Origin of the sequence: Prevotella intermedia ATCC 25611 = DSM 20706 (assembly GCF_001953955.1) — a bacterium.
In the GTDB taxonomy this organism is placed as follows: domain Bacteria; phylum Bacteroidota; class Bacteroidia; order Bacteroidales; family Bacteroidaceae; genus Prevotella; species Prevotella intermedia.
Genome location: NZ_CP019300.1, coordinates 1916813 through 1930869, shown reverse-complemented (window position 1 = coordinate 1930869; position 14057 = coordinate 1916813). Strand labels below are relative to the sequence as shown.

The window sequence follows — 14057 nt, the reverse complement described above, 5'->3', positions numbered from 1 at the left end:
TTAAAGAAACATGGCTTTTAAAAAAGATAATAAAGTTAAGAGTAATTTTAACAAGCTCACCATTGGACTTGCTTCCCCAGAGGAAATTCTCGAAAATTCATTTGGAGAAGTAACCAAGCCAGAAACGATTAACTATCGTACCTATAAGCCCGAACGCGACGGCTTGTTCTGTGAGCGCATCTTCGGTCCTACAAAAGATTATGAATGTGCCTGTGGAAAGTACAAGCGTATTCGTTATAAAGGCATCGTCTGCGACCGTTGTGGTGTAGAAGTTACAGAGAAGAAAGTGCGCCGTGAACGTGCTGGACATATCGAACTCGTTGTACCAGTAGCACATATTTGGTATTTCCGCAGTCTTCCAAACAAGATTGGTTATTTGTTGGGACTTCCAACAAAGAAACTCGACAGCGTTGTATATTACGAGAAGTATGTTGTCGTACAGCCTGGTGTTGTAGAAGGTATGAAGCACCCCGATACGGGTGAAGACCTGAATGGTTCTCACAAGTTAGACCTTCTCTCTGAAGATGAATACTTGGATATTCTCGACAATCGCTTGCCAGAAGGCAACGAGAAGTTGGAAAACTCTGACCCAAAGAAGTTCATTGCAAAGATGGGTGCAGAGGCTATCTACGATTTGCTTACCAATATAGACCTTGACCGTTTGGCAGGCGAACTCCGCGACCGTGCCACAACTGATTCAAGTCAGCAACGTAAAGCCGAATCCTTGAAGCGTTTACAGGTGGTAGAAGCATTCCGCCAGTCGGAAGGCATCAACCGTCCTGAATGGATGATTATGAAGATAGTGCCTGTTACGCCACCAGAACTTCGTCCGTTGGTACCGCTCGATGGTGGTCGCTTTGCTACTTCCGACTTGAACGACCTTTATCGTCGCGTAATCATTCGTAACAATCGTTTGAAGCGACTTATCGAAATCAAGGCACCAGACGTTATTCTCCGTAACGAGAAGCGTATGTTGCAAGAGGCTGTAGACTCGTTATTCGACAACAGCCGCAAGTCATCAGCTGTCAAGAGCGAAAGCAACCGTCCTTTGAAGTCGTTGTCAGATTCACTCAAAGGTAAGCAAGGTCGTTTCCGTCAGAACCTTCTCGGTAAGCGTGTAGACTATTCAGCACGTTCTGTTATCGTTGTAGGTCCTGAATTGAAGATGGGCGAATGCGGTCTTCCTAAGCTTATGGCAGCCGAACTTTACAAGCCATTCATTATTCGTAAGCTCATCGAGCGTGGTATTGTGAAGACCGTGAAGAGTGCCAAGAAGATTGTAGACCGTCGCGAACCAGTTATTTGGGACATCTTGGAGAACGTAATGAAGGGACACCCTGTGCTCCTCAACCGTGCTCCTACGCTCCACCGCCTTGGTATACAGGCTTTCCAACCTAAGCTTATCGAAGGTAAGGCAATCCAGCTTCACCCATTGGCTTGTACAGCGTTCAACGCCGACTTCGATGGCGACCAGATGGCTGTCCACCTCCCATTGAGCAATGAGGCTATCCTCGAAGCACAGGTGTTGATGCTCCAAAGCCACAACATCTTGAATCCAGCTAACGGTGCACCTATTACCGTTCCTTCTCAGGATATGGTGTTGGGTCTCTACTATATAACTAAAATCCGTCCAGGTGCTAAGGGTGAAGGCTTATGCTTCTACGGTTCGGAAGAAGCCATTATTGCACACAACGAAGGACGTTGCGACCTCCACGCACAAGTGAAGGTTATCGTTGACGACCTTGTTGATGGTAAACTCCAGAAGCGTATGGTTGAAACATCTGTTGGTCGTGTTATCGTCAATCAGATTATCCCAACCGAAGTAGGCTTCTTCAATGGCATCATTTCTAAGAAATCGCTACGCGGACTCATTGCCGATGTTATCAAATGCGTAGGTATGGCACGTGCTTGTGCTTTCCTTGATGGTATCAAGAACTTGGGTTACCGTATGGCTTACACCGCAGGTCTTTCATTTAACTTGGGCGATATTATCGTACCAGAAGAGAAAGTCGATATTGTGAGCAAGGGTCAAGCGGAAGTAGACCAAGTAAAGGCTAACTACGAAATGGGTTTCATCACCGATAAGGAACGCTACAACCAAGTAATTGACGCGTGGACACACGTAAACAACAACTTGAAGGCAAGCGTGATGAAACATATGATTGAGGACGACCAAGGTTTCAACGCCGTTTATATGATGCTCGATTCAGGTGCCCGTGGTTCTGCCGACCAGATTGCACAGCTTGCAGGTATGCGTGGTTTGATGGCTAAGCCTCAGAAGGCAGGTGCTGAAGGTGCACAGATTATTGAGAATCCTATCCTTTCTAACTTTAAGGAAGGTATGTCGGTGCTCGAATACTTTATTTCTTCACACGGTGCCCGTAAGGGTCTTGCCGATACTGCTATGAAGACTGCCGATGCAGGATACCTCACTCGTCGTTTGGTAGACGTTTCTCACGACGTTATCATTACCGAAGAGGACTGTGGCTCTCTCCGTGGTCTTGAATGTCGTGCGTTGAAGAATGGCGACGAAGTCATTGCTTCTCTCTACGAGCGCATTCTCGGTCGTGTATCTGTACACGATGTCATCAATCCTTCTACAGGCGAGCTCATAGTAGCCGCAGGCGAAGAAATCACAGAGGGAAAGGCTAAAATCATTGACGAATCGCCACTTGAAATGGTGGAGATACGTTCTGTGCTCACGTGCGAAAGCAAGCGCGGTGTATGTAAGAAGTGCTATGGCCGCAACCTTGCCACCGCTCGTATGGTACAGATGGGCGAGGCAGTAGGTGTCATTGCTGCACAGGCTATTGGTGAACCTGGTACGCAGCTTACCCTTCGTACTTTCCACGCCGGTGGTATTGCTTCTAACGCTGCAGCCAATGCCTCTATCGTTGCCAAGAACGATTGCAAGATAGAGTTCGACGAACTCCGTACCGTTCCATTTATTGACGACGAAGACCGCGAGTGTCAGAAGGTTGTCAGCCGTTTGGCAGAAATTCGCTTCATCGACATCAATACAGGTATTGTCCTCCTGACCGAGGGCGTTCCTTATGGTAGCGTGCTCTATTTCAAGAATGGCGATAAGGTGAAAAAGGACGACCTCATTTGTCGTTGGGACCCATTCAACGCTGTTATCGTCAGCGAATACGCAGGTGTGCTCCGTCTGCACGATGTAGTAGAAGGTGTTACCTACAAGGCTGAAACCGACGATGCTACTGGTCTTACTGAGCGTATTATTACCGAGTCGCGCGACAAATCACGCATTCCAACAGTCGATGTTGTACGCCCAGGTGCCAAGAAGGGTGCCGACGGACAGTATGCAGCAGAAGATGTGTTCGGAACTTACAACCTCCCTGTGGGTGGTCACTTGGAGCAAATTGTCCAAGACGGTGCGGAAATAAAGACAGGTACAACCCTCGTTAAGATTCCACGTTCCGTAGGTGGTGCGGGTGATATTACGGGTGGTCTCCCACGTGTAACCGAGCTGTTTGAAGCTCGTAACCCTTCTAACCCTGCTGTGGTTTCTGAAATCGATGGTGAGGTAACAATGGGTAAGGTGAAGCGTGGTAACCGCGAAATCATCGTTACATCGAAGACAGGCGACCAACGTAAGTATCTTGTTAGCTTGTCAAAGCAAATCCTTGTTCAGGAACACGATGCTGTGCGTGCGGGTACTCCACTTTCTGATGGTATCATAACTCCTGCCGATATTCTTTCTATTAAGGGTCCTACGGCAGTACAAGAGTATATCGTGAACGAAGTACAAGACGTTTATCGCCTCCAAGGTGTGAAGATTAACGACAAACACTTCGAGATTATCGTTCGCCAAATGATGCGTAAGGTTCGTATTGAAGAGTCTGGCGATACCGCATTCCTCGAGCAGGAACTTGTTGATAAACTCGACTTCTTGGAAGAAAACGACCGTATTTGGGGCAAGAAAGTTGTTACCGACCCAGGCGATTCAGAGAATTGCTACAAGGGACAGATACTTTCTGTACGCAAGCTGCGCGACGAGAATTCAAACCTCAAACGCCGCGACCTCAAGCTCGTTCAGGTACGCGATGCCGTTCAGGCTACTGCTACCCAGATGCTCCAAGGTATTACACGTGCTGCCCTCGGCACAAAGAGCTTTATGTCGGCTGCTTCCTTCCAGGAAACAACCAAGGTGCTCAACGAGGCTGCTATCCGTGGCAAGAGCGACGACCTTGAAGGAATGAAGGAAAACGTAATCTGCGGACACCTTATCCCAGCAGGTACTGGTCTTCGTCAATGGCAGAAGCTCATAGTAGGTTCTAAAGAAGAGCACAATCGCTTAGAAGCTAACAAGAAGAGCATTATCGACTTTGCTGACAAAGAAAATGCAGAGGCTTAAAACAAATGAACTTTATACAACTTAAAAGGGCTCGCAAGCATCGCTTGCGAGCCCTTTTTGTTTGCATTGTATTTATTATTGGCACAATTTAGAATAACGGCAATATCTCTTATTAAAAGGTGGAAGAAATGGAAAGGGTTTGTAAATATTTTTCTTAAATGTATTTCTTGTTTAAACAATTGATAATCAGTGTAATGCAAAACCTATGTTTTTGCATTGTAAAAGCAGCTGTTTTGCACGGTAAAAGCGTAGGTTTTGCATCGCAAAAGAGCCGCTTTCGCAAAACCAAATTGCAATTACCACTTTTTGATAGAAAATATATTTACAAAGATGAGGAGAATTTTCTGACATTAACATTTGGCAATCAATAACGTATTGACATTTCACAGAATCTCTTCCACTCCTATTCTGTCTTAAAATAACCTATCATTTTTAGTCTCTTTATAAATCTTCAAGAAATAATATTTTCAATTGTTAGTAATAAAAATAAGAGAAATAAACTATAAGCACTAATAATTTGTTTAGATTAAGATAGAAAACATTTTATCAAATCAACTTTCTGCAAGAAAAATATTTAATAAGAAAATTTTTATCTATCTTTGTAAATGAAGCTCTGATATTGGTATGTGTAGATGCGCATTATAAAAGAGTTCAGTTTTAAAATCTATTTTAAGTAAAAGAAATACTAACTAATATTTATTATTTTAAATATGAAGAGAGATAAATTTATTTCTATGATAAGTCAAGTGACAACGGCAGAGAGTATCAAGGGTAGGCATTATGATGATATTAAAGTAGATGGAAAATTTATTATAGGAGTAAGACAAAGTACCTCAAAGTCTTTCAAAATTAATATTGAAAATTTATATAATGCATACATAGAATTAGATGTTGTCGATACGAAAACGTTAAAACCTTATGTTAATGGTGTTCAATCTCCAGCTTATGCTATTCTTATAAAGGCTAACTTAATATAGTTTTAGTCTTCATTAATTATTGTACTATTAAGTCTTGATACGTTTATGTCGTACATAAAGAGCATCATTTGGCAGTCATTTGGTGTTTTCTATTTTATTCTCTTGCAAATTTCAGAATAAAAACTATATTTACAATGTAAACAAGTAGACTGGAAAATAAACATTGAATTGGTTGCTCTAAGTAAAGGTGGAAATGTTTTATATCATAAATTGATGTTTAAAATAAACTAAATTACTAATTCTCGGTGGGCTTTTTAATAGTTTCTCCGACATCTAAACAGTTACGTTATGAGTAAAAAGCTATTTTTATTATCAGTTCTTTTAGGGTTTTGTGTTGGTGCTAATGCGCAGAAAGACGCAGAAGAATACACTACTGACCAACCCTCTGTTACCATTACCACAACCAATTTGAAGAAACAATGGCAACTCACTGCGCTATTTAATGGCAAAAGCAAAACAAAGCCTTGGATTGACAGAAACAACAACGGCAAATATGATGCTGGTGAGGAAAGTATAAAGAAGTATGGCATAACCCGCTTTAAGCGAACACAACCCACAATAACTATATATGGTGATATGACTTTCTTTAGTTGCAATCTGAACGAATTGGTATCTATTGATGTATCGAAATGTCCTGACTTGGGTTCGCTATACTGTGAGGAAAACCAAATAGAGAAGTTGGACGTTAGCAAGAATACAAACTTACAGAAACTGTATTGCCACAGCAATAAATTAAGTGAACTGAAACTGCCTGCTACATCGGAAGTAGTAGAATTCTATTGCTTTAGAAATAGCCTGAATGAGTTAGACCCAAGTGTGATGCCTAAGCTGCAAGAATTTTATTGTGGCGAAAACAATCTTACACAACTCGATATAACAAAGAATACACAGTTGACCCTGTTAGCATGCAACAATAACAAGATAAAAACGATAGATATATCTAAAAGTCCGTTATTGCAAAAGGTATATTTGTTCGACAACGAAATAGAGACGGTAGACATTAGCAAAAATTCTGCTTTAGCGGAGTTCCATTGTTATAATAATAAGTTGACGAACATAACCATTGGCGACAATATCGAACTTACAGCTCTGACAGTAAGTGGTAACAAATTGAAAGCACTTGATATAAGAAAGTTGGTAAACCTTACAGATTTGCAATGTGATAATAACCAACTTGCCGAACTTGATATTGCAGCCAACCAAAAGTTAGGTTTCATATCTTGTTACAGCAACCAAATAGCTAACCCTGCCATGAAACGAATGTTGGCAGACTTACCCGATATGGCGAATGCCGATAATAAAGGTGAATTAGTGGTTGTAGATACGAAAGATGAGGGCGAGAAGAATGTTTGCTACGAAGTAGATGTAACCGAACTTATTAATGCCAAGAATTGGACAGCCTACGACTATCAGCAGGGATTAAATGATGGTCGCAACTTATACGAAGGCGAGAAGATGCCAAACGGTATTGAGGGTGTGCCAGCAGCAAAGATAAAGGTTAGCACAGTGGCAAACAACAATGTGCTTGCTGTGAAGTTGCCTTTAGGTATGGCAACTGCAACAGCTCGTATTTTTGGAGCTAATGGTGCGTTGCTTCGCACGGTGGTTTTGCATACAGCTGAAAACCAAGTTGATGTTGCGAACTTCACTGCTGGCGTTTATTTCTTGAATGTGAATGGTGAAACACAACGTTTTGTAGTGGAAAGATAAAGTAAGTGCGTTTCTTGGTGAATTGTCCGAAATGTGTTATCTTTGCATATCGCTCAGAGAATATTAAAAACAAATATACGAAATGGACAACAATCAAAATCAACAAGGACAGCAGCTTCAGATAGACTTGAATCCTGAAATTGCAAAAGGAATTTATACAAACTTCCAAATCATCTCACACTCAAGTTCAGAGTTTGTGCTCGATTTCATCAGTATGCTGCCAGGTGTACCAAAACCGACAGTGGCAAGTAGGGTAGTGCTTGCACCCGAACACGCAAAACGCCTTTTGGCAGCTTTGCAAGAGAATATTGTTCGTTACGAACAAGAGTTTGGGAAAATTCAGATGCCTAACCAACAGCCAAAAACAGCAACACCCTTTGGTCCGATAAAGAACGACGCATAAGAAGGAAAGCAGAAATTATACAGTTTCAGTATCGCAATTATTCATATTCGTATGAGTAATTGCGATATTTTATTTATACGATATTTTCATATTCTGAAAAAATAATATAAATTTGCAGTTATAACCTAATAAATGGATAGATAACGAGCAAGTCCATACATATTTGTTTATAATAGTATGAAAATGCAGCTTGATGGTTAGCCTGGAGAAGCATTTATATTGTATTACTTTAAATAATTGAATTATGAAAACAAAAGCTTTTAATTTCTTTTATGTGCTAATGTGTTTAGCCATGTTGGGGTTGGTAACTTCGTGTAGTAAAGATGATGGCAATGATTCGAAGAAGACAGAGGAGAAAGAGGACGAGTCAAACAAGGAAGAAGAAAAACCTGTTGAAACCTTTGAATTTGATAAAGCTTATGCATTTGGTGAACTGCCTTACTTGAAGCATGGCGATACAAAAGGTGCCGATGGATTTGAAAAGAAATTGGCGCAGCGTCAAAAGCAAACTTTCACGAAGTTAGGCGAAGTATATTGGGGAGATACTCCTAAATACTTTAAAGGCGTTAAGTACACTGCTGATGTAATATATGGTATGTTGGAAATACCAGTTGTAAAGATTGATGCCGAGTTTACAAAGATGATGACCGATGCAGGTTTTGCTGATTATGGTACGACTGTTATTTCCGATGGTAATGGCAATGTTGCCCCTTGTCGTATTTACTGGAATGGAAAGCTGAAGATAAAGGCAATTGTTTACGATGCCAAGCATAAGGAACTAAAGTCGATACGTGCGGTTGTAGAGTTTAAAGTCGATGAGAATGAGCCACAGACAAATCAAGGTGGTGAACCTGAGGAAACGGTTATTCTTACAGACGTTACTGATTTTCCTGATGTGAAAGTGTTGAACGAAGAGTATGAAAGTCTGCCTAAACAGCAGCTTATCGAAATGGAAAACACTTTGGGGCTTCGCTATTACGATGAAGAAGGAAGCGATGAAGGCAAGGCGGAGTTCCGTACGAAACCAGGGTATGAGAATTACTCAAACTTGAATGCTTGTATGTATTTCTATGAAGCAAGCGAAAAGGTTATCTCGTTTATTGCACTCAGCTGTCCTGCAGTGAAAAAGGTAGAAGATTTAGACCGCAAAGAGATAAGTCTGTGGTTTGCAGCCAACGGATATACTTTTGTTAAAAAGCAGAAAAAGTCTAATGCTCCTGGTGCAGTCTATGAGAATAAAGCAGCAGGTGTAAGGGCACATATCTACCTGAAAGCAAATGGAAATTGTTTTATCGAAATCTCAAAGTAGTCAATGCTTATAACTGAAAAATATGCGATGCATCAATTTCTTTGGTGCATCGCATATTTTATATATTGTCCGTTTTATTATCTCCTTAGGTCTTGTTTTTAAAGAAGTAGAGAGCTTTGTTAAGTTAATATAGCGTTATAGTAGTTATATTTTGTTAAATTAAAAATCTTAAGGTTTATTACTTCTATATATATGAGTGATTATTTCTAGAAAGTTTGTACCTTTGCACCTCGAAATACCTTTATGTGCCCTTTATACATTATTATATAGGCAGTGAGAGGTCTAAGACATTGATAATAAACAAAATAAATATAAAATAAAAAAGTACAATTATGCCTACTATTTCACAATTAGTAAAAAAGGGCAGAAAGGTGATTGTAGAAAAAAGTAAATCTCCTGCTTTGGACAACTGTCCACAGCGTCGTGGAGTTTGCGTACGTGTCTACACAACAACACCTAAGAAGCCTAATTCGGCAATGCGTAAAGTTGCCCGTGTTCGTTTGACGAATCAAAAGGAAGTTAACTCGTATATCCCTGGAGAAGGACACAACTTACAGGAACACAGTATCGTACTTGTTCGTGGTGGTCGTGTAAAGGACTTACCAGGTGTTCGCTACCACATCGTTCGTGGTACACTTGATACTGCTGGTGTAGCAAACCGCACACAGCGTCGCTCTAAGTACGGTGCTAAGCGTCCAAAGGCAGCTAAGAAGTAAAAACTTTCGGGTTTCTTTTCCTCTGATATAAGGGGAAAGAAACTTCGCAAGGTAAAGTCTTTTAGTTTAACAGTCGGTGATGGTTGGTAAATAAATAAAAGACTCAAAAGAAAAAGGAAATAAAAGTTTTGCTGGAGATTTGTTAATAACAGGTTGAGTAAATGTTCAAGAGTGGACGTTGAAGAACGAGAAAACGACAGCCTCCGCAGAATTACTAAATTTTTAAATAAAAATGAGAAAAGCAAAACCAAAGAAACGTGTGATCTTGCCAGATCCAAAGTTTAACGACCAAAAGGTCTCAAAGTTTGTAAACCACCTTATGTATGATGGAAAGAAGAATACATCATACGAAATTTTCTACGCAGCTCTCGATATCGTAAACGAGAAGAACAGCGACCAGGAAAAGTCAGCATTGGAAGTTTGGAAGCAAGCTCTTGATAACATTACTCCACAGGTAGAGGTGAAGAGCCGTCGTATCGGTGGTGCAACATTCCAGGTTCCAACAGAAATTCGCCCAGACCGTAAGGAAAGCGTATCTATGAAGAATATGATTGCATTCGCTCGCAAGCGCGGTGGCAAGAGTATGGCAGATAAGCTTGCTGCTGAAATTATGGACGCATTCAATAATCAGGGTGGTGCTTTCAAGCGTAAGGAAGACATGCACCGCATGGCAGAAGCTAACCGTGCATTTGCTCACTTCAGATTCTAAACGATAACTAATAAGGATATTAAAGAAAAATGGCAAGTCACGATTTACATTTGACACGCAATATCGGTATTATGGCTCACATTGATGCCGGTAAAACAACAACATCAGAACGTATTTTGTTCTATACAGGTAAAACCCACAAAATTGGTGAAGTGCACGATGGTGCTGCAACAATGGACTGGATGGCACAGGAGCAGGAGCGTGGTATTACCATTACTTCAGCTGCTACAACTTGTAACTGGAACTACGATGGCAAATCATACAAGATTAACTTGATTGATACTCCGGGACACGTGGACTTTACTGCGGAAGTAGAGCGTTCGCTTCGTGTTCTTGATGGTGCTGTTGCAACTTATTCTGCTGCCGACGGTGTTCAGCCACAGTCTGAAACTGTATGGCGTCAGGCTGACAAGTACAACGTGCCACGTGTTGGTTACGTTAATAAGATGGACCGTTCTGGTGCAGACTTCTTCGAGACAGTACGTCAGATGAAAGATATTTTGGGCGCAAACCCAATTGCTATCCAAATTCCAATCGGTGCAGAAGAAAACTTCAAAGGTGTAGTAGACCTTATTAAGATGAAGGCTATTCTTTGGAACGATGAAACAATGGGTGCACAATACGACATTGAGGAAATTCCTGCTGAGTTGGTAGATGAGGCTAACGAATGGCGTGAAAAGCTTATCGAAGGTGCTGCTAACTATGACGATGATGTTATGGAGCTTTATCTTGAAGGACAAGATATACCTGAAGATAAACTTATGGCTGCAATTCGCAAAGGCTGTATTTCTATGGACTGCTGCCCAATGTTGTGCGGTTCTTCATATAAGAATAAGGGTGTTCAGACATTGCTCGACTATGTTTGTGCATTCTTGCCTTCACCACTCGATACTGTCGTTACTGTTGGTACAAACCCAGACACAGAAGCTGAGGAAGAGCGTAAGGCTGGTGTTAATGAACCTACTGCAGCACTCGCATTTAAGATTGCTACCGACCCATTTATGGGACGTTTGGTGTTCTTCCGCGTTTACTCTGGTAAGGTTATAGCAGGTTCGTATGTTTACAACCCACGTTCTGGTAAGAAAGAACGTATCAGCCGCTTGTTCCAGATGAACTCTAACAAGGAAATTGCAATGGAGTCAATCGATGCAGGCGATATTGGCGCAGGTGTTGGTTTCAAGGATATTCGCACTGGTGATACTCTTTGCGACGAAGCACACCCAATCGTACTTGAGTCAATGACATTCCCTGATACTGTGATTTCTATTGCAGTTGAACCTAAGAGCCAGGCTGATATTGCTAAGCTTGATACTGGTTTGCAGAAATTGGCGGAAGAAGACCCAACATTTACTGTACGCACAGACGAGCAGAGCGGTCAGACCATTATCTCTGGTATGGGCGAGCTTCACCTTGATATTATTATCGACCGTTTGAAGCGTGAGTTTAAGGTAGAATGTAACCAAGGTAAGCCACAGGTGAACTATAAGGAAGCAATCACAAAGGCAGCTCAAAGTCGTGAGACATATAAGAAGCAGTCTGGTGGTCGTGGTAAGTTTGCTTGTATCGATGTTACAATCGAGCCAAAAGACGAAGATTACAAGGAAGGCGATTTGCAGTTCATCAATGTTGTGAAAGGTGGTAATGTGCCTAAGGAATTTATTCCTTCAGTAGAAAAAGGCTTCAAAGACTGCTTAGGTAACGGCGTTCTTGGTGGATTCCCAATTACAGGTTTGAAGGTTACTTTGACCGATGGATCTTTCCACCCAGTAGACTCTGACCAGTTGTCATTCGAGCTTGTAGCACATCAGGCTTTCAAAAAGCTTTGTCCACAGGCAGGCCCTGTATTGATGGAGCCTATTATGAGAGTAGAAGTTGTTACTCCGGAAGAAAACATGGGTGATGTAATCGGCGACTTGAATAAGCGTCGTGGTCTTGTTCAAGGTATGGAAGAAGCTCGTAGCGGTGCACGTGTTGTTAAAGCTATGGTACCATTGTCAGAAATGTTCGGTTATGTAACAGCTTTGCGTACTATTACTTCAGGTCGTGCAACTTCATCAATGGAGTACGATCACCACTCACCAGTTTCTAACAGCCTCGCAAAGGAAATCCTTGAAGAGCTGAACGGAAACGCAGATCTACTTAAATAAGAAGAATACTTAGGAAATACTCTCATAGCGAATGACTCTTATGAGAGTGTACCCTGAGTTTAATAATAAATTAATAAATTCAAAACAAATATGAGTCAGAAAATTCGTATTAAGCTAAAGTCTTACGACCACCAGTTGGTTGATAAGTCTGCAGAGAAAATTGTGAAGGCTGTAAAGGCTACAGGTGCTATCGTTAGCGGCCCTATTCCATTGCCAACACATAAGCGTATTTACACCGTAAACCGCTCTACTTTCGTTAATAAGAAATCACGTGAGCAGTTCCAGCTCTCAGATTTCAAGCGTCTCATCGACATTTATAGCTCAACACCAAAGACTGTTGATGCATTGATGAAGCTTGAGTTGCCTTCAGGAGTTGAAGTGGAAATCAAGGTGTAATTACAAGTTACGAAAAAACAAAGAATTTAATTATTTAAAATTTAATTGAAATGCCAGGATTATTAGGAAAGAAAATCGGAATGACTTCCGTTTTCAGTGCCGATGGTAAAAATGTACCATGCACTGTTATCGAAGCTGGTCCTTGTGTCGTAACCCAAGTAAAGACAATTGAAAAAGATGGTTACAAGGCTGTTCAGTTAGGTTTCGGCGAAGCTAAGGAGAAAAGAACTTCTAAGCCACAGCAGGGACACTTCAAGAAAGCAGGCACAACACCAAAGAAGCACTTGGCCGAGTTCAAGTTTGATGAGGAATACAACCTCGGTGATACCATTACGGTTGAATTGTTCAACGACACTAAGTTTGTAGATGTTGTTGGTACATCAAAAGGTAAAGGTTTTCAAGGCGTTGTTAAGCGTCACGGATTCGGTGGTGTAGGTCAGACTACTCACGGACAGGACGACCGCGCTCGCAAACCAGGAGCTATTGGTGCTTGTTCATACCCAGCAAAAGTATTCAAGGGTATGCGAATGGGCGGACAGATGGGTGGTGACAGAGTCACAACTCAAAACCTCCAAGTATTAAAGGTAATTCCAGAACACAATATACTTCTTGTAAAAGGTAGTGTAGCTGGATGCAATGGTTCAACCCTTATAATTAATAAGTAATGGATATTAACGTATTAGATATTAAAGGTCAAGAGACTGGCCGTAAGGTTATTCTTAACGAGAATATCTTCGGAATTGAGCCAAACGATCACGTACTTTACCTTGATGTAAAGCAATATCTTGCAGACCAACGTCAAGGAACTGCAAAAACAAAGGAAAGAAGTGAACACGCAGGTTCAACACGTAAATTAGGTCGCCAAAAAGGTGGTGGCGGTGCACGCCGTGGTGATATTAACTCACCAGTCCTCGTAGGTGGTGGTCGTGTATTCGGTCCTACTCCACGTGACTATAGCTTCAAACTTAACAAGAAAGTTAAGGTTCTTGCACGTAAATCAGCATTGGCTTACAAAGCAAAGGAATCTGCTATTATTGTTGTTGAAGACTTCGATTTTGACGCTCCAAAGACAAAAGAAATTATAAAGATTGCTAAAAATCTCAAAGTTGATGGCAAGAAAGTTCTTTTGGTTTTGCCAGAAGCTCAAAATAATGTATATTTGTCAGCTCGTAATTTGCAGAAGACTCAAGTTACAACAGCAGCGCAGGTAAATACTTATGGTATTTTGCATGCAGACGTACTTGTTGTAACAGAGAATTCTTTGAAGACGATCGACGAAATCTTAACCAAGTAAAAAGTAGGAGACGGTAAGAAT

General features: G+C 41.3%; 10 protein-coding genes and 1 pseudogene. All 11 read left to right on the top strand.

Annotated elements, in window-relative coordinates; genetic code table 11:
- The first annotated feature begins 10 nt into the window (after positions 1 to 10).
- The 11 genes and pseudogenes from rpoC to rplD all read left to right on the top strand — a co-directional run bounded on the left by rpoC (position 11) and on the right by rplD (position 14036).
- On the top strand, positions 11 to 4375 hold the full coding sequence (gene rpoC, locus BWX39_RS08410) for a DNA-directed RNA polymerase subunit beta' (RefSeq protein ID WP_028905373.1): 4365 nt from the start codon (positions 11 to 13) through the stop codon (positions 4373 to 4375).
- A gap of 710 nt (positions 4376 to 5085) precedes the next feature.
- Positions 5086 to 5352, top strand: coding sequence for a hypothetical protein (locus BWX39_RS08400; RefSeq protein WP_231095202.1), 267 nt, complete (start codon positions 5086 to 5088; stop codon positions 5350 to 5352).
- Positions 5353 to 5640: 288 nt separating this feature from the next.
- Positions 5641 to 7062 (top strand): T9SS type A sorting domain-containing protein, encoded by a 1422-nt coding sequence (locus BWX39_RS08395; protein WP_028905376.1) that lies wholly within the window; start codon positions 5641 to 5643, stop codon positions 7060 to 7062.
- Positions 7063 to 7144: 82 nt separating this feature from the next.
- Positions 7145 to 7465: a DUF3467 domain-containing protein gene (locus tag BWX39_RS08390; protein WP_028905377.1), complete on the top strand. Its 321-nt coding sequence runs from the start codon at positions 7145 to 7147 to the stop codon at positions 7463 to 7465.
- 244 nt (positions 7466 to 7709) lie between these two features.
- On the top strand, positions 7710 to 8774 hold the full coding sequence (locus tag BWX39_RS08385) for a hypothetical protein (RefSeq protein ID WP_244271472.1): 1065 nt from the start codon (positions 7710 to 7712) through the stop codon (positions 8772 to 8774).
- A 332-nt stretch (positions 8775 to 9106) separates the two neighbouring features.
- Positions 9107 to 9490, top strand: coding sequence for a 30S ribosomal protein S12 (rpsL, locus tag BWX39_RS08380; protein ID WP_024998515.1), 384 nt, complete (start codon positions 9107 to 9109; stop codon positions 9488 to 9490).
- A 178-nt stretch (positions 9491 to 9668) separates the two neighbouring features.
- Positions 9669 to 10199, top strand: a pseudogene (gene rpsG, locus BWX39_RS08375) (30S ribosomal protein S7).
- A 29-nt stretch (positions 10200 to 10228) separates the two neighbouring features.
- Positions 10229 to 12346 (top strand): elongation factor G, encoded by a 2118-nt coding sequence (gene fusA, locus BWX39_RS08370; RefSeq protein WP_028905380.1) that lies wholly within the window; start codon positions 10229 to 10231, stop codon positions 12344 to 12346.
- Between the two features lie 90 nt (positions 12347 to 12436).
- Entirely contained in the window at positions 12437 to 12742 is a 306-nt protein-coding gene (rpsJ, locus tag BWX39_RS08365) for a 30S ribosomal protein S10 (RefSeq protein ID WP_004357736.1), read from the top strand.
- A 50-nt stretch (positions 12743 to 12792) separates the two neighbouring features.
- Positions 12793 to 13407, top strand: a complete 615-nt coding sequence (gene rplC, locus BWX39_RS08360) for a 50S ribosomal protein L3 (protein ID WP_028905381.1) — start codon at positions 12793 to 12795, stop codon at positions 13405 to 13407.
- Positions 13407 to 14036, top strand: coding sequence for a 50S ribosomal protein L4 (rplD, locus tag BWX39_RS08355; RefSeq protein ID WP_028905382.1), 630 nt, complete (start codon positions 13407 to 13409; stop codon positions 14034 to 14036). Before rplC ends, rplD begins: the two co-directional genes overlap by 1 nt.
- Positions 14037 to 14057 lie beyond the last annotated feature (21 nt).